The 23,402-nt window shown below is 68.9% G+C and carries 27 protein-coding genes; 12 read left to right on the top strand and 15 right to left on the bottom strand.

Annotated elements, in window-relative coordinates; all coding sequences use genetic code 11:
• The 4 genes from MXC99_RS15265 (at position 1) to MXC99_RS15250 (ending at position 4,337) form a co-directional block, all read left to right on the top strand.
• Positions 1 to 1,491 carry a carbohydrate porin gene (locus tag MXC99_RS15265; RefSeq protein ID WP_247726263.1) on the top strand — a complete coding sequence of 497 codons (1,491 nt, stop codon included), beginning with the start codon at positions 1 to 3 and terminating at the stop codon, positions 1,489 to 1,491.
• A 79-nt stretch (positions 1,492 to 1,570) separates the two neighbouring features.
• Positions 1,571 to 1,909, top strand: a complete 339-nt coding sequence (locus MXC99_RS15260) for a cupredoxin domain-containing protein (RefSeq protein ID WP_075149389.1) — start codon at positions 1,571 to 1,573, stop codon at positions 1,907 to 1,909.
• Positions 1,910 to 1,970: 61 nt separating this feature from the next.
• Positions 1,971 to 2,789 (top strand): FTR1 family iron permease, encoded by an 819-nt coding sequence (locus tag MXC99_RS15255; RefSeq protein WP_075149388.1) that lies wholly within the window; start codon positions 1,971 to 1,973, stop codon positions 2,787 to 2,789.
• A gap of 153 nt (positions 2,790 to 2,942) precedes the next feature.
• Positions 2,943 to 4,337 (top strand): 4Fe-4S binding protein, encoded by a 1,395-nt coding sequence (locus tag MXC99_RS15250; RefSeq protein WP_247726262.1) that lies wholly within the window; start codon positions 2,943 to 2,945, stop codon positions 4,335 to 4,337.
• Positions 4,338 to 4,344: 7 nt separating this feature from the next.
• Here the strand turns inward: MXC99_RS15250 and MXC99_RS15245 are convergent, their stop codons facing one another.
• Entirely contained in the window at positions 4,345 to 5,220 is an 876-nt protein-coding gene (locus MXC99_RS15245) for a phosphoribulokinase (protein ID WP_247726261.1), read from the bottom strand.
• 91 nt (positions 5,221 to 5,311) lie between these two features.
• A complete protein-coding gene (locus MXC99_RS15240) occupies positions 5,312 to 6,121 on the bottom strand; it encodes an inositol monophosphatase family protein (RefSeq protein WP_247726260.1) in 810 nt (269 codons plus the stop codon).
• A gap of 51 nt (positions 6,122 to 6,172) precedes the next feature.
• Between MXC99_RS15240 and MXC99_RS15235 the strand changes: the two genes are divergently transcribed.
• The 4 genes from MXC99_RS15235 (at position 6,173) to MXC99_RS15220 (ending at position 10,293) form a co-directional block, all read left to right on the top strand.
• Positions 6,173 to 6,895, top strand: coding sequence for a 16S rRNA (uracil(1498)-N(3))-methyltransferase (locus MXC99_RS15235; RefSeq protein WP_247726259.1), 723 nt, complete (start codon positions 6,173 to 6,175; stop codon positions 6,893 to 6,895).
• Positions 6,896 to 6,962: 67 nt separating this feature from the next.
• On the top strand, positions 6,963 to 8,444 hold the full coding sequence (gene pap / locus MXC99_RS15230) for a polyphosphate:AMP phosphotransferase (protein WP_247726258.1): 1,482 nt from the start codon (positions 6,963 to 6,965) through the stop codon (positions 8,442 to 8,444).
• A gap of 111 nt (positions 8,445 to 8,555) precedes the next feature.
• The gene (gene argA / locus MXC99_RS15225; RefSeq protein ID WP_282100160.1) at positions 8,556 to 9,941 is read left to right on the top strand and encodes an amino-acid N-acetyltransferase; all 1,386 of its coding nucleotides are present in this window, start codon (positions 8,556 to 8,558) and stop codon (positions 9,939 to 9,941) included.
• 79 nt (positions 9,942 to 10,020) lie between these two features.
• Positions 10,021 to 10,293, top strand: coding sequence for an oxidative damage protection protein (locus tag MXC99_RS15220; protein ID WP_247726257.1), 273 nt, complete (start codon positions 10,021 to 10,023; stop codon positions 10,291 to 10,293).
• A 110-nt stretch (positions 10,294 to 10,403) separates the two neighbouring features.
• Here the strand turns inward: MXC99_RS15220 and phoU are convergent, their stop codons facing one another.
• From phoU to MXC99_RS15200, 4 genes are all read right to left on the bottom strand, one after another.
• On the bottom strand, positions 10,404 to 11,111 hold the full coding sequence (gene phoU / locus MXC99_RS15215; protein WP_247726256.1) for a phosphate signaling complex protein PhoU: 708 nt from the start codon (positions 11,109 to 11,111) through the stop codon (positions 10,404 to 10,406).
• Between the two features lie 107 nt (positions 11,112 to 11,218).
• A complete protein-coding gene (rpiA, locus tag MXC99_RS15210; RefSeq protein WP_247726255.1) occupies positions 11,219 to 11,890 on the bottom strand; it encodes a ribose-5-phosphate isomerase RpiA in 672 nt (223 codons plus the stop codon).
• A 35-nt stretch (positions 11,891 to 11,925) separates the two neighbouring features.
• Positions 11,926 to 13,176, bottom strand: a complete 1,251-nt coding sequence (gene moeA / locus MXC99_RS15205; protein WP_247726254.1) for a molybdopterin molybdotransferase MoeA — start codon at positions 13,174 to 13,176, stop codon at positions 11,926 to 11,928.
• A 67-nt stretch (positions 13,177 to 13,243) separates the two neighbouring features.
• Positions 13,244 to 13,873: a c-type cytochrome gene (locus MXC99_RS15200; RefSeq protein WP_247726253.1), complete on the bottom strand. Its 630-nt coding sequence runs from the start codon at positions 13,871 to 13,873 to the stop codon at positions 13,244 to 13,246.
• Between the two features lie 119 nt (positions 13,874 to 13,992).
• Here MXC99_RS15200 and yihA point away from each other — a divergent pair, with 119 nt between their 5' ends.
• Together yihA and hemB are read left to right on the top strand one after the other, a co-directional pair.
• Positions 13,993 to 14,715, top strand: a complete 723-nt coding sequence (gene yihA / locus MXC99_RS15195) for a ribosome biogenesis GTP-binding protein YihA/YsxC (RefSeq protein ID WP_247726252.1) — start codon at positions 13,993 to 13,995, stop codon at positions 14,713 to 14,715.
• A gap of 256 nt (positions 14,716 to 14,971) precedes the next feature.
• Positions 14,972 to 15,988, top strand: a complete 1,017-nt coding sequence (gene hemB, locus MXC99_RS15190; RefSeq protein ID WP_247726251.1) for a porphobilinogen synthase — start codon at positions 14,972 to 14,974, stop codon at positions 15,986 to 15,988.
• Positions 15,989 to 16,100: 112 nt separating this feature from the next.
• On the opposite strand, the gene MXC99_RS15185 is transcribed toward hemB, so the two are convergent.
• The 3 genes from MXC99_RS15185 to bioB form a co-directional block, all read right to left on the bottom strand.
• On the bottom strand, positions 16,101 to 16,748 hold the full coding sequence (locus MXC99_RS15185; protein ID WP_247726250.1) for a pyrimidine 5'-nucleotidase: 648 nt from the start codon (positions 16,746 to 16,748) through the stop codon (positions 16,101 to 16,103).
• Between the two features lie 76 nt (positions 16,749 to 16,824).
• Positions 16,825 to 17,769 carry a methyltransferase domain-containing protein gene (locus tag MXC99_RS15180; protein ID WP_247726249.1) on the bottom strand — a complete coding sequence of 315 codons (945 nt, stop codon included), beginning with the start codon at positions 17,767 to 17,769 and terminating at the stop codon, positions 16,825 to 16,827.
• An 11-nt stretch (positions 17,770 to 17,780) separates the two neighbouring features.
• Positions 17,781 to 18,773, bottom strand: coding sequence for a biotin synthase BioB (gene bioB, locus MXC99_RS15175; protein ID WP_247726248.1), 993 nt, complete (start codon positions 18,771 to 18,773; stop codon positions 17,781 to 17,783).
• A gap of 54 nt (positions 18,774 to 18,827) precedes the next feature.
• Between bioB and MXC99_RS15170 the strand changes: the two genes are divergently transcribed.
• Both MXC99_RS15170 and MXC99_RS15165 read left to right on the top strand, forming a co-directional pair.
• Positions 18,828 to 19,550, top strand: coding sequence for a ComF family protein (locus MXC99_RS15170; protein ID WP_247726247.1), 723 nt, complete (start codon positions 18,828 to 18,830; stop codon positions 19,548 to 19,550).
• A gap of 137 nt (positions 19,551 to 19,687) precedes the next feature.
• On the top strand, positions 19,688 to 20,158 hold the full coding sequence (locus MXC99_RS15165; protein WP_247726246.1) for a tRNA (cytidine(34)-2'-O)-methyltransferase: 471 nt from the start codon (positions 19,688 to 19,690) through the stop codon (positions 20,156 to 20,158).
• Positions 20,159 to 20,169: 11 nt separating this feature from the next.
• Here the strand turns inward: MXC99_RS15165 and MXC99_RS15160 are convergent, their stop codons facing one another.
• The 6 genes from MXC99_RS15160 to MXC99_RS15135 all read right to left on the bottom strand — a co-directional run bounded on the left by MXC99_RS15160 (position 20,170) and on the right by MXC99_RS15135 (position 23,292).
• Positions 20,170 to 21,168 (bottom strand): NAD(P)H-dependent glycerol-3-phosphate dehydrogenase, encoded by a 999-nt coding sequence (locus tag MXC99_RS15160; protein ID WP_247726245.1) that lies wholly within the window; start codon positions 21,166 to 21,168, stop codon positions 20,170 to 20,172.
• Positions 21,156 to 21,635, bottom strand: a complete 480-nt coding sequence (locus tag MXC99_RS15155; protein WP_247726244.1) for an SH3 domain-containing protein — start codon at positions 21,633 to 21,635, stop codon at positions 21,156 to 21,158. Before MXC99_RS15155 ends, MXC99_RS15160 begins: the two co-directional genes overlap by 13 nt.
• Before the next feature lie 10 nt (positions 21,636 to 21,645).
• The gene (gene secB, locus MXC99_RS15150; protein WP_247726243.1) at positions 21,646 to 22,110 is read right to left on the bottom strand and encodes a protein-export chaperone SecB; all 465 of its coding nucleotides are present in this window, start codon (positions 22,108 to 22,110) and stop codon (positions 21,646 to 21,648) included.
• Between the two features lie 122 nt (positions 22,111 to 22,232).
• Positions 22,233 to 22,502: a glutaredoxin 3 gene (grxC, locus tag MXC99_RS15145; protein WP_247726242.1), complete on the bottom strand. Its 270-nt coding sequence runs from the start codon at positions 22,500 to 22,502 to the stop codon at positions 22,233 to 22,235.
• Positions 22,503 to 22,504: 2 nt separating this feature from the next.
• Complete coding sequence (locus tag MXC99_RS15140) at positions 22,505 to 22,921, bottom strand: rhodanese-like domain-containing protein (RefSeq protein ID WP_247726241.1); 417 nt, start codon at positions 22,919 to 22,921, stop codon at positions 22,505 to 22,507.
• Between the two features lie 47 nt (positions 22,922 to 22,968).
• On the bottom strand, positions 22,969 to 23,292 hold the full coding sequence (locus MXC99_RS15135; RefSeq protein ID WP_247726240.1) for an ArsR/SmtB family transcription factor: 324 nt from the start codon (positions 23,290 to 23,292) through the stop codon (positions 22,969 to 22,971).
• Positions 23,293 to 23,402 lie beyond the last annotated feature (110 nt).

The following is a 23,402-nucleotide window of genomic DNA, read 5'->3' as shown; positions in this document are numbered from 1 at the left end:
ATGGCGTCCCCGCGCATTGCCCGCACGGCGCTCGCCGTCGCGCTGCTCGCCGCCGCTGGCGGCGCGGCGCAGGCGGCGACACCGCCCCAGGACAAGCTGCTCGCCGAGCTGCGCCGGCTCGCCGAGCGGGTCGAGAAGCTCGAAAAGCGCAACAGCGAGCTCGAAGCCCGCCTCGCTGTACCGGCGCCGGCCCCCGCGCTTGCACAGCGCGTTGCCGCGCTCGAGCAGGCCAGCAAGGAAGTCGCCGCCGGCCTCGAGAGCGACCGCATCAGCGCCCGCGAACCCGAGCTTGTGACCCGCCTGAAGGCGGTCGAGGCCAAGACCGAGGCGATCGGTGCGCCCACCCGCCTGGCCGAAGCGCTCGACGGCATCGCGGTCGAGGCCAGCGTCGCCGCGGTGGCGCAGCGCATCGACGGCGACGCCAATGCCGACGGCAAGGACGTCTCGCTGCTGTCGTGGCGCGGTGATCTCGGCATCACCCTGCCTGCAGGCGACATCGGCGCCGGTACGGGCGAGTTCTTCGCCCAGCTGCGCGTCGGCCAGGAGGGCGAAGGCCTGCCCGAGGCCAATCCGGCCTTCACCGGCGCCTACAACAGTCTCGCCTTCCAGGGCGGGGCCGGTTCGCAGGACAGCTACGCGATCGTCGCCCAGGCCTGGTACCAGCTGACGACGCCGCTCGGTACGCACCCGAACACGCCGCACAGCCTGCAGCTCACCGTGGGCAAGATGGACCCCTTCGTATTCTTCGACCAGAACGCGATCGCCGACAACGAGGCGGAGAAGTTCCTCAACAACGTTTTCGTGCATAACCCGCTGCTCGACTCGGGCGGTGCGGTCGGCGCCGACGACTACGGTTTCAGTCCCGGCCTGCGCCTGGCCTACCGCAACGAGCGCAGTGCGCCGGACTGGTGGCAGGCTTCGGTGGCCGCGTTCGGTGCCGGCGAGGGGGCGAAGTTCGGGCGCAGCTTCACCAAGCCCTTCGTCATCGGCCAGCTCGAGTACGGGCGCAAGAACCAGGGCTTCGACGGCAACTATCGCCTCTATGCCTGGCGCAACGGCCAGTACGAGGGCTTCGACGGCAGCGTCGACGCCACCACCGGCTGGGGCCTGAGTATCGACCAGCGCGTGCATGAAGACCTCACCCTGTTCGCCCGCTACGGCCGGGCGAGTTCGGGCAAGGCCGCCTTTGACCGCGCGCTGACCGTGGGCAGCGAGCTCACCGGCAATGCCTGGGGCCGTGGTGCCGACGGCGTCGGCCTGGCCTGGGCCTGGCTGCGCGCGAGCGACGAGTTCCGCGCCGAAGCACCGCTGTCGGCCGACTTCGGCTATGACGCCCGTGGTGCCGAGCAGGTCGCCGAGCTCTACTACCGCTGGCAGGTGAACCCGCAGCTGTCGCTGACGCCCGACCTGCAATACATCCGGCGGGCCGCCGCCGACCCCGATGCGGAATCGGTCACGGTGTTCGGTCTGCGCGGACTCTATGCGTTCTGATCCTCTTCCGCCCTTTCTGCCCCGCCCCGCTTCGTGCCGGGCGGGGTTTTTCGCCATTCAGCGTGCCCCTATCGAGATCATGAATCCTGTCCGCCTGTCCGCAGCGGCCTTCGCCGCCATCTTGCTCGTCGCGCCGCTCGCGGCGCATGCCGAGATGCCCACCTTCGAGGTCGTCGCCGAGAACGGCCGCTTCACCCCCGAAACCATCGAAGTGCCGGCCGGCACCCGTTTCCGCCTGCGCCTGATCAACCGCAATGCCGGCCCGGAAGAGTTCGAGACCACGCGCCCGTTCAAGGAGCTCGTCGTCGGCCCCGGCGTCACCCGCACGACGATTTACCCGCCGCTCAAGGCCGGCACCTATCCCTTCTTCGGCGAGTTCCATCCCGACACCGCGAAGGGCCAGTTCATCGCGCGCTGAGCTGGGCCGGCGCGGAGCACGCGGCATCTACAAATAACGAGTACGGTCGAGAGCACGAACCATGGGTAATGCATTGTTCATCGTCTGGCGCGAAAGCGTCGAAGCGATCCTGGTGATCAGCATCCTCTACGCCTGGATCGGCGCGCGCGGCGACGGCCGCATCGGGGTGCGCCACCTGTGGGCAGGGGTCGGCGGCGGGCTGGTGCTCGCCGGCGTGCTCGCGCTCGCCATGCTTGGTCTGAGCAGCCAGCTCGCCGGCGATGCGCTGGAGCTGTTCCAGGCCGCGATCGTGATCCTCGCCGCCGGCCTGATCACCCACATGGTGCTGTGGATGCGCGCCCACGGCCGCCACATCAAACGCGAGCTCGAGGCCGGCCTCGCGCGTGCGGCGGAGAATGCGGGCGGACTGTCGGTGGCGCTGCTGGCGGCGATCGCGGTCGGGCGCGAGGGCGCGGAGACGGTGCTGTTCCTCTACGGGCTCGGCCTCGAGCAGTCGGGCGCGGCGCTCAACGGCATGCTCGCCGGCGCCGGCATCGGTTTCGTGCTGGCGCTGCTGACCGCCTGGCTGATCCAGCGCGGTGCGCACTGGCTGCCGCAGCGGGTGTTCTTCCGCGCCAGCGAGCTGGTGCTGCTGCTGCTTGCCGCCGGCCTGCTGGTCGCGGGCGTGGAGCGCCTGATCAACCTCGAATGGCTGCCGCCGCTGCTCGAGCCGGTGTGGGACAGCTCGGCGCTGCTCGACGATGGCGGCACGCTCGGCGGTATCGCCAGCGCCTTCGCCGGCTACCGTTCGCAGCCCTCGCTGATGGCGCTGTGCGCGTGGGGCGGCTACTGGCTGCTGGTCGCTGCGCTCGGCCGCCTGCAGCGGCGGAGGGTGGCATGAGCGCGCCCGCACGGCCGCCCGAAGGGACGCGCTCGCCTCCCCCGGGGAGGAGGTCGCGTAGCGACAGGAGGGTCGTCCGGTGAGCGAGGCGCGCCGAGCGGTGGCGTCCGGCTGGCGCCCTGCCGGGCAGGCTCCCGGTGCAAGGAGGAGGCGATGAGCGGTAGCACCGCGTCTGCGCCGGCGCCGCGCCGGCCCCCCGTGCTTGCCCGTCTCGGTGAGGCGATGCGCCGCCATCGCGGCTCGATCGTCGGCCTCCAGTGGGCGGTGCTGGCGGTGTACCTGGTCCTCGTCGTCACCCCCGCCTTCCTGCCGCTGCCCGCTTCCGGCGCCCGCCTGTGGGACGACCTGACCCTGTTTGCACAGTTCGTGTTCTGGGGTCTGTGGTGGCCGTTCGTGCTGCTGTCGATGATGCTGATGGGGCGGGTGTGGTGCGGCGTGCTGTGCCCGGAAGGCTTTCTCGCCGAGCAGGCTTCGCGCGTCGGCCTCGGCCGTCCGGTGCCGCGCTGGATCAAGTGGGGGGGCTGGCCTTTCGTCGCCTTCGTCCTCACCACCGTCTATGGGCAACTGGTCAGCGTGTATGAATACGCCCAGGCCGCGCTGCTGGTGCTCGGCGGTTCGACCGTCGCCGCGGTCGCGGTCGGCCTCGTCTATGGGCGCGGCAAGCGCGTCTGGTGCCGCCACCTGTGCCCGGTGAGCGGCGTGTTCGGCCTGCTCGCGCGCCTCGCCCCGGTACATTTCCGCACCGACCGCGCCGCCTGGGAGGCCGCGCCGGCGCGCAAGGGGAGGGCGGTCGATTGTGCGCCGCTGGTCGACATCCGCCGCATGGAAAGCGCCGCCGACTGCCACATGTGCGGGCGCTGCGCCGGCCACCGCGACGCGGTGAGCCTCGCCGCGCGTCTGCCCGGCAGTGAAGTCGCGCGCCTGCGCGGCACCGATGTCCAGCCCTGGGAAGTGCGCCTGCTCGTGTTCGGCGTCATCGGCACCGCGATCGGCGCCTTCCAGTGGTCGGCTTCGCCCTGGTTCGTGCGCGCCAAGCTCGCGGTCGCCGAGTGGCTGGTCGAGCGCGAGGCCTTCGCCCTCTTCGACAGCGACATTCCGTGGTGGCTGCTGACCCATTACCCGGAAGCGAGCGACGTGTTCACCTGGCTCGACGGCCTGATGATCCTCGCCTACATCGGCGCCGCCGCGCTCCTCATCGGCGGCTGGATCAGCCTGTGGCTGCGCGTGGCGGGCCTTGCCCTGGGCGAGGCGCGGGCGCACCTGCGCCTGGCCTACGCGCTGATTCCGCTCGGCGGCGTCGGCGTGTTCCTGGGCCTGTCGGCGCTGACCGTGACCCTGCTCGCGGCCGAAGGCGTCGTGATTCCGGCGCTGCCGCTCTGGCGTGGCGGGCTGCTCGCGCTGGCCACCGCCGCCAGTCTCGTCCTCGCCGCCCTGCAGCTGCGCCGCGCGCCGCCGTCCGTGGGCCGCCGGGGCGCGGCCTTCGCCGCCTTCGCGGTGGCGACGGCGGGGGCGGTGCTGCCGTGGGTGACGATGTTCTACCTGTGGTGAGGGCGGCTCACACCCACTGCCGGCGGCGTTCCATCAGCTTCCAGATCAGCGGCGTGAGGATCAGCTGCATCGCCAGGTCGAGCTTTCCCCCCGGGATCACGATGGTGTTGGCGCGGCTCATGAATGAATCGTGGATCATGCGCAGCAGGTAGGGGAAGTCGACGCCGCGCGGGTCCTTGAAGCGGATCACCACCATTGATTCGTCCTGGGTCGGGACGCTGGTGGCGATGAAGGGATTCGAGGTGTCGACCACCGGCACGCGCTGGAAGTTGATGTGGGTGCGGGCGAACTGGGGCACGATGTGGTGCACGTAGTCGTGCATCCGGCGCAGGATGGTGTCCTGGACCGCCTCGGCGGTGTAGCCACGGAGCTTGGTGTCGCGATGCAGCTTCTGGATCCATTCGAGGTTGATGATCGGCACCACGCCGATCAGCAGATCGACATGGCGGGCGACGTCGACTTCGCCGGTGACCAGGGCGCCGTGCAGGCCTTCGTAGAACAGGCAGTCGGTCCCCACCGGCAGGTCTTCCCATTCGGTGAACGTGCCCATCGGCAGGTTCCAGCGCATCGACTCGGCTTCGTTGTGAATGTAGTAGCGCCGCCGCCCGGTGGCCGACTCGCCGTAGGCGCGGAACAGGCTTTCGAGCTCGGCGAGCAGGTTCGCCTCCGGGCCGAAATGGCTGATGCCGCGCAGGTGGGTGCGCTCGGCGTCCTCGATCAGGGCTTGCATTTCCGCCCGGGTATAGCGATGGAAGCTATCGCCTTCGACGATCGCCGCATTGACGCTTTCGCGCTGGAAGATCGCCTCGAAAGTGTGTTTGACCGTGGTGGTGCCGGCGCCGGACGAGCCGGTGACGGCGATGATCGGGTGCTTCATGGACATGGTGGTCTCCGCCGGAGGCGTGCGCTGTCGGAGCGGCGCGGTGGTGGGGGCCGCCGCAGGGGGCGGAAAAGCGTGCTGGAGGCGGGGCGGGTCAGGAGTGTCCCTTGACCCAGGCCGACCATTCGGCAAACAGCGCCGGGCTGGCCGCGGTAATCACTCCGCGCTTGATCGCCGGTCCCGACATCAGCGTCCCGCCGTCGAGCGCTTCGGCCTGGCCGCCGGCCTCGGCGAGGATCAGGCAGCCCGCGGCGTAATCCCACAGCATCTGCCCGCCATGCAGATAGACATCGAGGCGGCCGGCGGCGACGAAACACCATTCGAGCGCGCTCGAACCGAAGTTGCGCTGGGAGTAGTAGGGGGGGCGCACGGCGAGCTCGTCGCCGAGATGGTGGCTGATGCGCTTGAAATCCACTCCGGCGACGGCGTCGTGGAGCGAGGCCGCGCTCGGGCGCAGCGGCAGTTCGGTGCCGTTGAGGAAGGCGCCGGCGCCGCGGGCGGCGTAGAAGGATTCATCGGTGATCGGGTTGTAGACGACGCCGAGGACCGGCTGGTGGTTGATCAGGTAGGCGATCGAGACGGCGAACAGCGGAATGCCGTTGGCAAAATTGGTGGTGCCGTCGATGGGGTCGATGCACCACAGGCCGCGCCCGCCTTCGTTCCAGAGCACGGCCTGTTCGGCGGCGCTCATCTCTTCGCCGAGCACCGCGCCCGGCAGCAACTGCGGCAGCGCTTCGGAAAAGCGGTGCTGGGAGATGAGGTCGGCTTCGGTAAACAGCGAGCCGTCGGCCTTGCGGCTGCGCGACGACTTCAGGTAGCGCGGCAGGATTTCCTCGCGCGCGATGTCGCGCACCAGGGATTCGAGCGCTCGGGCGCGCGCGAGGCGCTGCGAGGCGGTGGGCATGACGGACTCCTTGCCGGTCGGGTGAGCGGTGCTCGGGCCTATAATCTTACGATGATTTCACGTTTCCACTTTCCGGATCGCCTGCCTGCGGGGGGCGAAGTGGTGCTGCCCGAGGCGCTCGCCCACCATGCCCTGCGCGTCCTGCGGCTGCGCGAGGGCGAGGCGCTGGCCCTGTTCGATGGCGAGGGGGGTGAGGTCGCCGCGCGCCTGGTGGTGCGCGGCAAGACGGCCGTGGCCGTGCTCGGCGAACGCAGCGCGGCCGATCGCGAGTCGCCGCTGCAGGTGGTGCTGGTGCAGGCGCTGGCGACCGGCGACAAAATGGACTGGATCGTGCAGAAGGCGGTCGAGCTCGGTGTCGCCGCGATCCAGCCGGTGCAGGCCGAGCGCTCGGTGCTGCGCCTGGGCGGCGAGCGCGCCGACAAACGCGTGGCGCACTGGCAGCAGGTGGCGGTGTCGGCATGCGAGCAGTGCGGGCGCAACCGCATTCCCGAAGTACGGCCGGTGCAGGCGCTGGGGCAGTGGCTGGCGAGCCATCGCGAGGCCCGCAACTACCTGCTCGCGCCGGGCGGGGCGAGCGGCTTTGCCGACGCCCCGCGGCCGCCGGCCGGCGTGCACCTGCTGGTCGGCCCGGAAGGCGGCTGGAGCGAAGCCGAGCTGGCCGCGGCCGATGCCGCCGGCTGCCAGCGCGTGAGCCTGGGGCCGCGCGTGCTGCGCACCGAAACCGCCGGCCTGGCCGCGCTCGCGGTGGTGCAGGCACGCTGGGGCGATTTCTGAAGGTCGCGCCCGCGCCGCTTGCGCGGCCTGCTGCCGATGGTCGCAGATCGACGAAGGAGTCCATCGCATGTTCGAATCCGCCGAACTCGGCCACTGCACCACGACGGAGGACTACGACGCGGCGGTGCCCGGCCTGCGCGCCGAACTTCTCGATGCCCAGTTCGATCTGCTCGAACTCGGCCAGTTCGCCGTCGTGGTGCTGATCAACGGCGTCGATGGCGCGGGCAAGAGCGAGACGGTGAACCTGCTCAACGAGTGGATGGACCCGCGCCACATCCAGTCCTGGGCGTTCGATGCGCCGACCGCAGAAGAGGCCGAGCGTCCGTTCATGTGGCGCTTCTGGCGTGCGCTGCCGCCGCGCGGCAAGATCGGCGTGCTGTTCAACAACTGGTACGCCCAGCCCATCCGCGAGCGTGTCGAGCGCAGCTGCAAGAAGGCTGAACTGGACCAGCGCCTGGACGAGATCCGCCGTTTCGAGACCATGCTCGCGCACGAGGGCGTGCTGCTGATCAAGTTCTGGTTCCATCTGTCGAAGGCGGCGCAGAAGAGGCGCCTGCGGGAGCTGGAAAAGGACGCGCGCACGCGCTGGCGGATCACCGCGCGCGACTGGCGCTTTTATGCGCGCTACGACCGCTACCGTGAAGTGGCGGGCCATGTGCTGCGCACCACCAGCACCGGCGAGGCGCCGTGGCTGATCGTCGATGGCTCGGACCCGAATTATCGTGCGCTGTTTGCCGGCCGCACCCTGCTCGCCGCGCTGCGCCGCCGCCTCGACGCGGCAAGCCAGCACTGGATGGCGCGCCTGTCGGTGGCGCCCCTGCCGCCGCGCATCGATCGGGTCAATGTGCTCGATACCCTGGTGCGCCAGGACATGAAGCGCAAGGAGTACGACGAACTGCTCGAGCCGCTGCAGGGCCGGCTGGCCCTGCTGTCGCGCTCGGCGGCCTTTCGCCGGCGCGCGCTGGTGCTGGTGTTCGAAGGCATGGACGCGGCCGGTAAGGGCGGGGCGATCCGGCGCGTGGTCGGCGCCCTCGATGCGCGCCAGTACCGCATCGTGCCGATCGCCGCACCGACCGAGGAAGAGCGCGCCCAGCCCTACCTGTGGCGCTTCTGGCGGCATCTGCCGCCGCGCGGCAAGGTCGTCGTGTTCGACCGCTCCTGGTACGGCCGCGTGCTGGTCGAACGGGTCGAAGGGTTCTGCTCCGAGGCCGACTGGATGCGGGCCTACGCCGAGATCAACGATTTCGAGGATCAGCTCGTCGCGGCCGGGGCGGTGGTGGTGAAGTTCTGGCTGGCGGTCGGCAGGGACGAACAGCTGGCGCGCTTCCGGGAGCGGGAAGCCCAGCCGCACAAGCGCTTCAAGATCAGCGCGGAGGACTGGCGCAACCGCGACAAGTGGGACGACTATAGCCGCGCGGTGTGCGACATGGTCGATCGCACCAGCACCGAATATGCGCCCTGGACCCTGGTCGAGGCCGACGACAAGCATTTTGCCCGGATCAAGGTCCTGCGCACGATCTGCGAACGCCTGGAAGCGGCGCTCGGATGAGCCCGGTGGCGGGGCGGGCGCGAACCGGGGCGTGCATTCGGGCTAGAATCCCGGCATTCGATCCAGCCCCCGGCCGCGCCTTTGCCCGGTCGATGCCGCAGTGGTGAATGTGTGAACACCGAATCCAGCTCCACGTCCCCTTCTTCTCCCCCGTCCCCGGGCGCGGCCCGCGCGCCCAGGGTCGATGACGCGACGGCGCGCTTCGTCGCCTGGGTGCGCGGCGCGGCACCCTACATCCATGCCTTTCGGGGGCGCACTTTCGTCGTCGGTTTCGGCGGCGAAGTCGCTGCCGGAGAGCGCGCACAGAGCCTGGCCTACGACTGCAACCTGCTGGCGGCGCTGGGCATCCGCCTGGTGCTGGTGCATGGCGCCCGCCCGCAGATCGACGTCGAGCTGGCTCGCCGCGGGCTGGAGCCGCGCTTTCACCACGGCCTGCGGGTGACCGACGCCGAGGCGCTCGAATGCGTGAAATCGGCGATGGCGGTGACCCGTGTCGAAGTCGAGGCGCTGCTCTCCCAAGGCTTGCCCAACACGCCGATGGCGGGCAGCTACATCCGCGTCACCGGCGGCAATTTCATCACTGCGCGCCCGGTCGGGGTGGTCGATGGGGTCGATTACCAATACACCGGAGCGGTGCGCAAGATCATCGCCGAGGAAATCAACGCCGACCTCGACCAGCAGAACGTGGTGCTGATCACGCCGCTCGGGGTGTCGCCGGCGGGCGAGATCTTCAATCTGGCGATGGAGGAGGTGGCCGAGGCGGTGGCGGTGGCGCTGAAGGCCGAGAAGCTGATCTACCTGTGCGATGCGCCCGGCCTGCTCGACGCCGAGGGGCAGCTCGTCGAGTCGGTCACCGCCGACGAGGCGCAGGCCAAGCTCGACACCGGCGAAGGGCTGACCGAGGACCTGCACCTGTTCCTGCCGTGCGCGATCCGCGCGGTGCGCAAGGGGGTGGCGCGCTGCCACCTGATCGATCACGACCTCGACGGCGGCCTCCTGCTCGAGTTCTTCACTCATGCCGGGGTCGGCACGGTGGTCGCGCGCGACCCGCTGTTCCGCCTGCGCGAGGCGACGGTGGATGACGTCGGCGCGCTGGTGGCGCTGATCTCGCCGATGGAGGCCGACGGCACCCTGGTGCGCCGCGGGCGCGAGCTGCTCGAGCAGGAAATCGAGCGCTTCAGCGTCGTCGAGCATGACGGGGTGCTGGTCGGCTGCGCTGCGCTCTACCCGTTCAGCGAGGACAATGCCGCCGAGCTGGCCTGCCTGGCGGTGACCCACGAGTACCGCCGGGCCGGCCTCGGCGACCAGCTGCTGCGCCGCATCGAGCGGCGCGCGCGGCTGCAGCGGCTCGAACGCCTGTTCGTGCTCACCACCCGCACCGCGCACTGGTTCCGCGAGCGCGGCTTCAACGAAATCGGCCCCGAGGCCCTGCCGCGCAAGAAGCGCGAGCTCTACAACCTGCAGCGCCGCTCGAAGGTGTTCGTGAAGGCGCTGTGATGCGGCGGGCGGGCGCGGCCGAATCGGCTAAAATGCGCGATCAAAGTTCCGATGAACCCGACAGCAAAAGGATAGCAACATGGCTCGCATGGTGAACTGCGTCAAACTCGGACGCGAGGCCGAAGGCCTCGACCTGCCCCCGGTGCCGGGCGCGCTCGGCAAGCGGATTTTCGACAACGTGTCGAAAGAAGCGTGGCAGCAATGGGTCAAGTACCAGACCATGCTGATCAACGAGAACCGCCTCAACCTGATGGAGCCGCGGGCGCGCAAGTATCTGTCCGAGCAGATGGAAAAGCACTTCTTCGAAGGGGGCGCCGACCAGGTTTCGGGCTACGTGCCGCCCAGCCAGTAAGCCGGGCAGATCAGGACATGGGCGGGGCCTCGCTCCCCGCCAAGCGAGACGGGGGGATGGCGATGCCATCCCCCCGTGTTGTTTCACCGCCCGTGTCCGGGATGGTGCAGCTACGGGCGGGCTTCCGTGCCGTTCATCCCGCTGGCCTGGGCTTTGGTGAAGCGCACGTCTTCGCCGCTCACCATATAGACCACATGTTCGGCGATGTTCAGCGCATGGTCTCCGATGCGCTCGATCGCCTTGGCGATGAACAGCAGCTCCAGGCTGCTGGTGATGGTGCGCGGATCCTCCACCATGTAGGTGATCAGCTGGCGCGTGATGCCCTTGAAATCGCTGTCGACTTCGGTGTCCTTGAGCCGGATTGCATCGATCTCGCCGGCGTCGCCGCGGGCGAAGCCGTCGAGTGCGGAGCGCAGCATCTCGAGCGCCAGCTGGGTCGCGTGGCTGAGTCCGACTTTCGGGGGAGAGGTGGTGTCGTTCGCGTGCAGGCGTCGGGCCGCTTTGGCGATCTTCTTGGCTTCGTCGCCGACGCGCTCGAGGTCGGATACGGTCTTGATGACCGTCAGCAGCAGGCGCAGGTCGCGGGCGGTCGGCTGATGCTTGGCAATGATGTGAGTGCAGGCGTCGTCGAGCCGGATCTGCTCGAGGTTGACCGATTTGTCGGCCTCGATCGCCGCTTCGATCGAGGCCATGTCGCCGCTGCGCAATCCTTCCAGCGCTTTCGTGAACTGGGCTTCGACCATGCCGCCCATCTGCAGGACGCCGCGGCGGATCCTGTCGAGGTCGATGTCGAACTGCTTCAGCGTGTGTTCCGTCATTGTTGCCAGGAGTCCAGTCGGGAGGGCTTGCAGGCTAACAGAGGATTGTTAAGCTTTTGTTGCGCGCTTCTCGTCGCCTGCCCGCCGTCCGTCGCGGAGGCGTGCGGTTAGCGCGCCGGATCGCGCTCCAGCCGTTCCACTCCGCCCCCGCCGGCGAGCAGCAGTACGTCGGCGCCGCGTTCGGCGAAGAGGCCGTTGGTGACCACCCCGACGATCTGGTTGATGCGCGCCTCCAGTGCCACCGGGTCGGTGATCGACAGGCCGTGGACGTCGAGGATCCGGTTGCCGTTGTCGGTGACGAAGCCTTCGCGCAGCTTCGGCTCGCCGCCGAGCCGGCGCAGTTCGCGGGCGACGTGGGTGCTCGCCATCGGGATGACTTCGACCGGCAGCGGAAAGCGGCCAAGGACGTCGACGCGCTTGCTCGCATCGCAGATGCAGACGAAGCGTTCGGACACCGCGGCGACGATCTTCTCGCGCGTCAGTGCGCCGCCGCCGCCCTTGATCATGGCGAAGCCGTGGTCGATCTCGTCTGCGCCATCCACGTAGACCGGTAGCGATTCGATGCCGTTGAGGTCGAACACGTCGATGCCGTGGGCGGCGAGGCGCTGCGAGCTGGCTTCGGAACTGGAGACGGCGCCACGGATCCGGCTGCGGAGGCCGGCGAGGCCGTCGATGAAGTGGTTCACCGTGGAGCCGGTGCCGACCCCGACGATACTGCCTTCCACGATGTAATCGAGCGCAGCGAGCGCCGCAGCTTTCTTGAGTTCGTCCTGAGTCATGGGAGTGTGCCCCTGCGGGCTGCGGCCGGCATTTGTTACATCAGGCCGTGGAAAGGCTGAACGAGAACCGTGTCGCCGGGCTGCACCGCGGTGCAGTCTTCCGGCAGCACGACGAAGCAGTCGGCTTCCGACATCGAACTCAGCACGCCCGAGCCTTGGGCGCCGGCGAGTGCCACGGACAGGGCGCCGGGGGCGCGCTGCAGGCGTCCGCGCAGGTACTCGGTGCGGCCGGGCTGCTTGCGCAGGCTGAAGTCGGCGCGCGCCGGGAAGCGCTCGGCCGGCGGCAGCGGGCTGACCCCCATCAGCTTGAGCAGGGCATCGTGCACGAACTGATAGAAGGTGACCATCACTGCCACCGGGTTGCCCGGCAGGCCGAACAGCACGGCGCCGCCGATGCGACCGAACGCCATCGGTCGGCCGGGCTTGATCGCCAGCTTCCAGAACGCCACTTCGCCCAGGCGCGCCATCATCTGGCGGATGAAGTCGGCTTCGCCCACCGAGACTCCGCCGCTGGTGATGACGACGTCGGCCGTCAGCGCGGCGTCGCGGAAGGCGGCCTCGAGCGCCTCGGGGCGGTCGGGAACGACGCCCATGTCGAGGAGCTCGCAACCGAGCCGCGAGAGGGCGCCGAAGAGGGTATAGCGGTTGCTGTCGTAGACTTCGCCGGGGCCGAGCGGACGGCCGATGGAAGCGATCTCGTCGCCGGTGGAGAAGAAGGCGACGCGCAGCGGCCGGCGGACGGCGGCTTCGGCGATCCCGAGCGAGGCGATCAGGCCGAGTTCGGCCGGGCCGCAGCGGGTTCCGGCGGCGAGGGCGACCCCGCCTTGGGCGAGGTCTTCGCCGGCGCGGCGCAGGTTCTGCCCTTTCTTCTGTCCGGTGGGAATGAACACGCGGTCGTGTTCGCGGCGCGCCACTTCCTGGACGACGACGGTGTCGGCGCCCTGCGGAATCGAGGCGCCGGTCATGATCCGCACCGCCTGCCCGGCGCCGACGATGCCGGAGAACGGCCGCCCGGCGAAGGCGGTGCCGACGATTGCCAGGCTCGTCTCGGTGGAGGCGGCGAGGTCCTGGGCGCGCACCGCGTAGCCGTCCATCGCCGAGTTGTCGTGGGCGGGGACGTTGTAGGGAGCGATCACGTCCTCGGCGAGCACGCGGCCGAGCGCGGCGCGCACCGCGACACGCTCCCAGCCGGAGATCGGCGAAAGCCCGTCGAGGATCGCTGCGCGGGCCTCTGCGACGCCGAGGAAGTTGCGGCTGTCGGCGCTGCCGGAAGAAGCTTGGGTCATGGGCAGGAGTCCGGAAAATGGCGGCCGGTCGGCACCCGCCCCCGGGGGTGGGTGCGGTGTACGGCGCTCAGCGCAGTCCGGCGGCGTAATCGGCGACGGCCTTGATTTCCGGATCGGTCATTTTCAGGGCGACCGTGCGCATCATGCTGTTCGGATCGTTTTGACGGGCCCCGTCGCGGAACGCCTTCATCTGGGCTTCGGTGTATTCGGCGAACTGGCCTGACAGGCGGGGGTATTGGGCCGGCATGCCGGCGCCGGCGGGACCGTGGCAGGCGGCGCAGGCGGGGACCCCCTTGGCGGCGATGCCGGCGCGCCAGATCTGCTGGCCCAGTTCGGCCGTTTCCATGCTCTTCGCCGCTTCGGGCTGTTGTTCAAAGGAGGCGAAGTAGCTCGCCAGCGCGCGCATGTCGTTTTCTTCAAGGCCGGCGACCATCGCCGACATGACCGCGTTCTCGCGCACCGGCGCGGCGCCGTCCCAGCCCTTGAACTCGCGCAGCTGCTTGAACAGGTAGTCCTGGTGCTGGCCCGCGAGCTTCGGGTTGGCCGGGAGCTGGCTGTTGCCGTCCGCACCGTGACAGGCGGCGCAGAGCGTTTCAGCGGTCTGTTTCGCCTTGGCGAGCTCGGAAGCCGGGTCCTGGGCCTGAAGGCTGCCAGAAAGCAGCAGCAGCGACGAGAGCAGCAGGGAACGCTTGATCATGGTGTCCTCGGAAAGCCGTGAGTGATTGTTTCAAACGCGGTATTCTATCCCATCCCAGCGGCCTTGCGCGACGCGATGCCGGCTCTCCCGCAGCCATCGGCCTTCCCGGCCTTCCTTTCATGCCTTTGTTCCGCAACGCACAATTCGAAATCTCGATCGCCAAGCCTTCCGGCCTGCCCCCGCCCTCGGGAGCCGAAATCGCTTTCGCCGGACGTTCCAACGCCGGCAAATCGAGCGCGATCAATACGCTGGTCGGGCATGTGCGGTTGGCGTTCGTATCGAAGACTCCGGGCCGCACCCAGCTAATCAATTTCTTCCGCCTCAACAATGGCGCTCTGCTCGTCGACCTGCCCGGCTACGGCTATGCGGCCGTACCGGAAAAGATCCGCCGCGAATGGCAGGCGCTGATCGAGGTCTATCTCAAAAAACGCGAGAGCCTGGTCGGCCTGGTCCTGATCATGGATTCGCGCCGACCGTTGACGACGCTGGACCGCCAGCTGATCGACTGGTTCGCCCCTTCCGGGCGCCCGATCCACGTGCTGCTGACCAAGAGCGACAAACTCTCCCGCGGCCCCGCGGCGGCCGTTCTTCAGGACGTGCGCCGGGAGCTCGCCCCGCTCGGGGGGCAGATCACCGTCCAGCTGTTTTCCAGCTTGAAGAAAAGCGGTGTGGAGGAGGCCGAACGTGTCATCGGCGGCTGGCTCGGCGGTGGCGCCGTGGCCGCGCAGAGCGAGGCGCTTGCCAGGGTCGAGCGCGGTGCGCTCCCGCCAGGGAAAAGCCCGAGCCAAGCGCTCGCAGCATCGGTGGACAAGAAAACAAAGACCCCCGACGAGGGGATGTAGTCGGGGGCCGAAAAAGCCTCACCGGGCGTGAGGCGCCCGCTCAGGGAGGTGAAGCGGGAGACGGCTCGGCCGGGGGGGCGGAGCCATCCGATTAATAAGATAGACTTGGTTTGCCGAAAGTTCCGGGCGAAAAGCGTTTCTGCTTGTTTCGCCCGCCGGCGGCGCGATGCATCGGACCGTAATCGAATCGCAGTCGCAGCCGCCACAGGCAGTCGACGGCCCGCTGGCCGGTTTCCAACCGATACACGAGACGATGATGCGACCCACCGGAGCCTTTCCCGCGATCCGCATGCGGCGTATGCGGCGCGATGATTTTTCCCGCCGTCTGATGCGTGAGCACGTGCTTAGCGCAGACGATCTGATCTACCCGGCGTTCGTACTCGAGGGGGAGGGGCGTGTCGAAGCCGTGCCCTCGATGCCCGGTGTCGAGCGCGTCTCCATCGACCGGCTGCTGCACCTGGCCGAGCGCGCGCTTGCGCTCGGGGTGCCGGCGCTGGCGTTGTTTCCGGTCATCGATGCAGGCGGCAAGAGTCCCGGCGCGGAAGAGGCCTGGAACCCGGACGGCCTGGTGCCGCGCACGGTGCAGGCGCTCAAGGCGCGCTTTCCCGAACTGGGGGTGATCACCGACGTCGCCCTTGACCCCTACACCAGCCATGGCCAGGACGGCCTGATCGATGCGGACGATCCGCGCGGCTACGTGATGAACGACGAGACCCTGGAAGCGCTGGCGAAGCAGGCCTTGTGCCATGCCGGCGCCGGCGCCGACGTGGTCGCGCCGTCGGACATGATGGACGGGCGCGTCGGGCGTATCCGCACCGAACTCGATCGCGCCGGCCACATCCATACCCGCATCCTGGCCTACTCGGCGAAATACGCATCGAGTTTCTACGGGCCTTTCCGCGACGCCGTGGGCTCGGCCGGTAATCTGGGCAAGGGCAATAAGTACACTTACCAGATGGACCCGGCCAACAGTGATGAGGCGATCCGCGAAGTCGCCCTCGACATCGCCGAGGGCGCGGACATGTTCATGGTCAAGCCGGGGATGCCGTACCTCGACATCGTGCGCCGGGTCAAGCGCGAGCTCGAAGTGCCCACTTACGTTTATCAGGTCAGCGGCGAGTACGCGATGCTCAAGGCCGCGGCCGCCAACGGCTGGCTGGATGAACGGGCCTGTGTGCTGGAGGCCTTGCTCTCGTTCAAGCGCGCCGGGGCCGACGGCATCCTGACCTACTATGCTCTCGACGCGGCCGGTTGGCTCAAGGCGGGCGCCTGAGCGGCAGGTACTGAGCGGCAGGAATTGCGGTGCCCGCCCGGCGCCCCACGGTCGGTTTCCGGCAGCGTCTGCGCAGGCGCTCCGGCCTCGCCCGAAGAGGCCTCTTCCTGCGCTACCGCCCGAGGCGGCCGAGCTGGCCGCGCAGGTCCAGGATCGAGGCGATTTTCACATCCACGTAGGCCGGTTTGCCCAGCCCGCGGCCGACCAGCACCGTGCGCATCCCGAGGCGCTTGGCGGTGCGCAGGTTTGCGGCCGAATCCTCGAGCATCACGCAGCGCGCCGGGTTCAGGCGCCGCTCGTGCAGCAGCCTGCGGTAGGCGTGGATGCCAGGCTTGGGGTGGTAGCCCAGGCCTTCGATGCCGACCACCTCTTCGAACAGCCGGCGTACTCCCATGATTTCCAGCACCGCCTCGGCGTAGTGCCGGGGGGCGTTGGAAAACACGATCTTGCGCCCGGGCAGGCAGCGCAGCATCGCGCGTAGCGCGCGCTCGAACACGACCATCTCGTGCAGGCGCTCGAAACGGTGGGTTTCGAGGAGGAAATGATCCGGGTCGGTGCCGTGGTGGCGTATCAGGCCGAGCAGGGTGGCGCCGTAGCGTCGCCAGTAATGGCTGCGCAGCGCGCTGGCCTCTTCCGGGGCGAGGCCGAGGTGGCGCTCGAGGTAGGCCGTCATGCTGCGGTTGATGTGCGGAAAGATGTGCGGGCTGGCGTCGTGCAAGGTGTTGTCGAGGTCGAACAGCCAGACGGGAGAGGAAGGCATGAGGGGCGCTGGAGCGGGAGCAGGGCAACGCAGAAAATGTGCGGCGCAGGCGGGGACGGTTGCGGGAAGAGGGATTTCAGGCGTCCGCATTCCGCGAAGCGGGACGCGGCTGGAAGCGCACGATGCTGCGGCCGTCTTCGGTGGTCTTCGGTGCGGCTTTCCAAGCATGGCCCTGGATGATCTCGAAGGTGGCCGGCAGGCGGCCGTCGCGGCGCAGCCGGTCGTAGGCGGCGCGCGCCTGCGCCCATCCGTCGCGCCCCGATAGTCCGCGCGGGCGGTTGCGCGCGGCGTTGCCGGCGCCGCTGGTGCGCAGGTCGTGGAGTAGCTCGTCGAGCCCGGTGTAGGTCAAGGTGAGCATTTCCATGTCCATGACCGGGTCGGAAAAGCCGGCCGCGACCAGTGCGTCGCCAAGGTCGTGCATGTCGATGAAACGGTGCACCCGCTCGCCCGCGTGTGCGGGCAGGGCGGCGCGCAACTCGCGCAAAGTGTCCGGGCCGAGCGTGGAAAACATCAGCAGCCCGCCGACTTCCAGTACGCGGTGGATTTCCCTGAATGCCGGTAGCGGGTCGTCGAGTGCCGGCAGCATCAGGTTGGACCACACCAGGCCGAGGCTGGCGCGCGCCAGCGGCAGTGCGGTGGCATCGGCGACGAGGCCGGGTGGGGCTTCGCGCCCTCCGCCGAGCAGGCGGCGCAGCAGGCCGGACCGCCGCGCCGCGGGGCATGGGCGGGTTTTGGCGCGTGCGACCATTGCCGGGGCGAAATCGGCGGCGAGGAGCATCGCCTCGGGGAAGCGCCGGGCCAGTCGCGCCAGGTCGGCACCGGTGCCGCAGCCGAGGTCGAGAACGCGCCCGGGGGCGACGCGGATGTAATCGAGGCGCTCATCCATGCGCCGGGCGATCTCGCGTGCCAGCAGCTCGGTGTCGTCGTCGGCTGCGGCAGCGCGTTCGAAGCGCCGCCGCAGCAGGGCCCGGTCGAGACTGAAACTGCTGCCGGAGTGGTGCGGGGCGTGCTCTTCGTGCATCGTCGCGGGATTCAGACCGCGCGCAGGCCGAGGCGCTCGAACAGGCGGTCGTCGCGATCGGCGTCGGGGTTGTCGGTGGTGAGCAGGCGCTCGCCGTAGAACATCGAGTTGGCGCCGGCCATGAAGCACAACGCCTGCAATTCGTCGCTCATCTGTTCTCGGCCGGCGGACAGACGCACGAAGCTTCGCGGCATGGTGATGCGGGCCGCGGCGATGGTGCGTACGAACTCGAACGGGTCGAGCTGGCCGGCGCCCGCCAGCGGCGTGCCGGGAATCTGCACCAGGTTGTTGATCGGCACCGATTCGGGCGGGGTCGGCAGGTTGGCAAGCTGGGCGATCAGCGCGGCGCGCTGGGGGCGGCTCTCGCCCATGCCGACGATGCCGCCGCTGCAGACGTTGATGCCGACGCCGCGCACCTTGTCGAGGGTGTCGAGACGATCCTGCAGAGTGTGGGTGGTGATCACCTGGCCGTAGAAGTCGGGCGCGGTGTCGAGGTTGTGGTTGTAGTAGTCGAGCCCGGCTTGGGCAAGCTGCTCGGCCTGGCCGTCCTTGAGCATGCCCAAGGTGACGCAGGTCTGCAGGCCGAGCTTCTTGACCTCGCGCACCATTTCCAGCACCGGTTCGAGCTCCTTGTCCTTCGGTCCGCGCCAGGCGGCACCCATGCAGAACCGGGTCGCCCCCCGGGCCTTGGCGGCGCGGGCGTTGTCCAGCACCTGCTCAAGCGCCATCAGGCGTTCGCGCTCGAGGCCGGTGTCGTGGCGCGCCGACTGGGAACAGTAGCCGCAATCTTCCGAGCAGCCGCCGGTCTTGATCGACAGCAGGGTGGAGCGCTGGATCGCGTGGGGATCGAAATGCTCGCGGTGTACTTGCTGGGCGCGATATACGAGATCGAAGAAGGGCTGCTCGAACAGGGCCTGCACTGCGGCAACGGTCCACCGCTTGCGCTCGGCGGTTGCAGGGGCTGCCGGGGGCTGGCGGTCGAGGGCGGCAGAAGTCATTGTCATTTCAGGCGTTCCGGGCTGTAATTACGGAGCCCACATGTTCTTCCATCCCCTGAAATGTTGTCAAACGCCGTGCGCCGGATTCCCCTGCTGCTGTCGCGCCTTGCCGACTTCACGGTGCCGCAGGAATGCTTCGTGTGTGGCGACGAGGCGGGGCGCGCGGCGCTGTGCGCGGCGTGCGCCGCCGCCCTGCCGCGACGGCCCGGCACGGCCTGCCCGCAGTGCGCGCTGCCGGCACTCGGCGATGGCCCCTGCGGCACCTGCCTGCGCGAGGGGCCGGCTTACGATGCGACGCGTGCGCTGTATGACTTCGCCTTTCCGGTCGATGCGATGGTGCATGCGCTCAAGTATCGCCACCGGCTGGCGCTGTCGGGGTTCTTCGCCGCCGAGCTGGTGGCGAGAGCGGGGGATTTTGGCGCGAGCGCCGATCTCGTCCTGCCGATGCCTCTCCACCCGCGGCGTCTGGCCGAGCGCGGCTTCAACCAGGCGGTGGAACTTGCGCGACCGTTCGCGTGCGCGCGTGGCCTGCCGCTGGCGCTTTCGCTGGTCGGCAAGACCCGCAACCTTCCTGCCCAGGCCGGCCTCGGGCGCGAAGCGCGCCTGCGCAACCCGCACGGCGCATTCGCATGCAATGCCGAACTGGGCGGGCGGCGGGTGATCGTCGTCGATGACGTGATGACCACCGGTGCGACCCTGGATGCGCTCGCCCGCTGCCTGAAGCGGCAGGGGGCGGCCTGGGTGGGCAACCTGGTGGTCGCGCGCACGCCTGCCCCTTACTGAGCACGATCTGCTGCGGTACAGTCGCGCACGGCGCGCCGCCATCGCGGTGGCGCGCCGCCTTCCTCCACCCGCTTCCTGTCTTTCCCGCGCCGGTCATGCATCCGGCACGGGGGCGACGGAGCCCGCCTGTTTTCCAGATGTTCGAAATCGTCCTGTACCAGCCCGAAATCCCCCCCAACACCGGCAACATCATCCGCCTCGCGGCGAACACCGGTTCCAGGCTCCACCTCGTGGCGCCGCTCGGCTTCGACCTGTCGGACAAGCAGCTTGCCCGGGCCGGACTGGATTATCACGACCTGACCTGCGTCACCGTCCATCCGGACTGGGGCCACTGCCGCGAGGCGCTGGCCGGGCGGCGCATGTTCGCGCTCACCACCCGCGGCCGTCGGCGCCATGATGCGGTCGATTACCGCGAAGGGGATGCGCTGCTGTTCGGACCGGAAAGCCGCGGCCTGCCCGGGGACGTGCTCCGGACCTTTGCCCCCGAGATGTGCTTGCGCATTCCGATGCGCCCTACCAATCGCAGCGTGAACCTGTCGAATGCGGTGGCGGTGGTGGTCTACGAAGCCTGGCGCCAGCACGGTTTCGCCGGCGCAGCCGGGCTGTAGCCCGGCATCGGTCATTCGTGGCGGGGGTCGCGGGCGAGTAGCTGCTCGACTGCGCTGCGCGCACTCAGGCCATGGTGCAGGAGTGCATCGATCGCCTCGCAGATCGGCATTTCGACGCCGTGGCGGCGCGCCTGGCGCACCACTTCGCGGGCGGTCGAGACTCCTTCGGCGACATGGCCGAGTTCGCGCAGGATGTCGCCCAGGCTTTTGCCTTCGGCCAGTGCAAGGCCGACGCGGCGGTTGCGCGACAGGTCGCCGGTGCAGGTTAGGATCAGGTCGCCCATGCCGGCCAGCCCCATCAGGGTTTCGCTGCGCCCGCCGAGCGCTTCGGCGAGGCGGGCGATTTCGGCCAGGCCGCGGGTGATCAGGGCGGCGCGGGCGTTGAGACCGAAGCCCATGCCGTCGGACACGCCGGCCGCGATCGCCATGACGTTTTTCACTGCGCCGCCGATTTCGCAGCCGACCAGGTCGGTATTGGCGTAGAGGCGCAGGCGCGGCTGGTGCAGCACGTTGACCCAGTGGTGGGCGAATGCCGCGTCGCTGGCGGCAAGCGTGATGGCGGCTGGCAGGCCGCGGGCGACTTCGGCGGCGAAGCTCGGCCCGGTGAGCACGCCGCAGGGTGCGTCGCCGCCGAGTTCTGCGGCGGCGACCTCGTGCGGCAGGAGGCCGCTACCGGCTTCGAAGCCCTTGCATGCCCAGAGCAGCGGCGTGCCCGGGGACTGCTCGCGCAGCCGGCGTGCGGTGTCGCGCAGGCCGGAAAGCGGGGTGACGACAAGGTGCAGGTCCGCCCCCCGGGCTGCCGCGGTGAAGTCGGCCTCGAGTGCCAGGGCGTTGTCCAGTCGTATGTCGGGTAGATAGCGACGGTTTTCGCGGGTGCGTGCGATCTCGTCCAGGTGGCGGCGATCTCGCCCCCACAGCTTGACCGCGTGGGCGGTGGACAGGGCCTGGGCGAGGGCGGTCCCCCAGGCGCCGGCGCCGAATACCGTGATGTTGCAGCTCACAGGCCCCATACCTCGGCGGCGCGCACGAAGCCTTCGAGGCCGTCGGCATGACGCACCGGGGCCCAGCCCAGCGCAGGCGGCCCGAGCAGTTCGAGGACGACGTTGCGCACCGCTTCGAAGCTCGGCGGGGCATCTTCGCGGGGGGCGCGGCGAATGGTCGCACGCTCGACCGTGATCATCACGGTGCGGCGCGTGCTGAGAGCGCTTCGTTCGACCCAGCTCAGCGTGCCGCCGGATTCTCGCACCCGCAGCCAGCCGTCCTGGGCGACGACGATTTCGACCGGCGTGCCCGGCCGCAACATGAACAGCGCCCGGCTTTGCGGCGAAGGGGCGTCCCGGAGCACGGTGGCCGTGCCGGCGGAGAGGTACTCGATGCCCTGGGCGAAGAGCGGACCGGCGGGGGCGCCCAGCAGGACGAGGGCGAGCGCAGGGGGGGCGGCCAGCTTCGTTACCGAGGGGCGATGGGCGCTGTTCATGAGCGTGGGCTTACTGGATCGGCACTTCGCCGGCGGCGTGTGCGGCCGCCTGCTGGCTTTGGGCCTGGTAGAGCGATTCGAAATTCACCGGGGACAGCAGCACCGGCTGGAAGCCGGCGCGGGTGACAGCGTCGGAGATGGCTTCGCGGGCGTAGGGGAAGAGGATGTTCGGGCAGCCGATCATCATCACCGGCTCGAGGTCGGCTTCGGGAATGTTGCGGATCTGGAAAATGCCGGCCTGGGCGACCTCGACCAGGAACAGGGTGCGCTCTTCGCCGATCTGCGCGGTCACGGTGACGGTCAGGGTGACTTCGTAGACGCCTTCATCGACCGCCTGCCCTGCGGTGCGCAACTGGACGTTGACCTGGGGAGCTTCGCGTTCGAGAAAGATCTGCGGCGCGCCCGGCACTTCGAGCGAGAGGTCCTTGACGTAGAGCTTTTCGATCGAGAATACGGGTTGGGTGTTTTCGGACATGGAAGGAAAGCCAGTAAGAGTGGAAATCGGTGGAGGGGTGGAAAGGTGGAAGGACGGGCGCCGCCCGCGACGATGGCTGCCGGAAGGCGGGACGGCGCGGGAGCGATCGGGCCGGGGGCGGTTCAGGCCGGTTCGCCGCGCAGCAGCGGATCGAGCCGGCCGGTACGTTCCAGCGCGTAAAGATCGTCGCATCCCCCGACATGGTAGTCGCCAATGAAGATCTGGGGAACCGTCCGCCGCCCGCTGAGGGTGGTCATTTCATCGCGCCGGGCGGGTTCGAGATCGACCCGGATCTTGTCCAGGTCGGCCACGCCCTTGTCCAGCAGGAGTTGTTCGGCACGGATGCAATAAGGGCAGGTAGCGGTGACGTACATGCGGATCGGCGGAGCCATGCTCATTTCCTCTTGCGGCTGATCGGCTGGCCGGCCTTCTGCCATTCCATCATGCCGCCGCGCAGGTTGTAGAGCTTGTCGAAGCCGGCCTTGCGAAGGGTTTCGAGTGCCGTGCTGGAGCGCGCACCGGTGGCGCAGCACAGGATCAGCGGCTGGTTCTTCCACTTTTCCAGTTCGCTGCTGCGACGGGCCAGTTCGCCCGCAGGAATGTGGCGGGCGTTGGGGACATGGCCCTGGGCGTATTCGGCCGAATCACGTATGTCGATGATGATGGCATCTTCGCGGTTGATCAGCAGGGTCGCCTCGACCGGCGAGAGCTGGCTCTTGTCGCCGCGGTTGCGGATCAGATCGACCATCAGCCAGGCGCCGCTGGCGCCCGCGAGGGCGGCCCAGTACCAGTTCTGTTGCAGGAATTCCACGAAAGGATGTGCTCCGGGTTAAGGGTTGGAATCAGGGGGAATCGGTTTCAGTCCGCATCGGCGCCGCAGAACACTTCGCGCATCAGGACGATGAGCTGGAGCGTGCGCTGGTCGCCGACCCGATAGTAGACGCGGTTGGCGTCCTTGCGGGTCTGCAGTACACCCTTGTCGCGCAGGATGGCGAGGTGTTGGGAGATGTTGCTCTGCGAGGTGCCGACCGCATCGACGATGTCCTGGACGCAGACTTCGCCCTCGCCCAGCACGCACAGGATCTTCAGGCGCAGCGGGTGAGCGATCGCTTTGAGCGCGCGCGCGGCGGTCTCGATGTGCTCGTGCTTGCCGATGAGCGCGAAGTTGTCGTCGTTGTTCACAGTGGAGGCCGGTGCGGGCAAAGGCGATAGTATAAAATATTGCGTTCTGCGGATGCGCATGGCCGCATCCGCGCCCGCGGACGCTTTCGGGGCCGGTACGCTCGGTGCGT

Origin of the sequence: Thauera aromatica, assembly GCF_023093595.1 — a bacterium.
Classification (GTDB): Bacteria; Pseudomonadota; Gammaproteobacteria; order Burkholderiales; family Rhodocyclaceae; genus Thauera; species Thauera aromatica_A.
The sequence above is the reverse complement of the archived record's forward strand: the minus strand, read 5'-3'. Positions and strand labels throughout refer to the sequence as shown.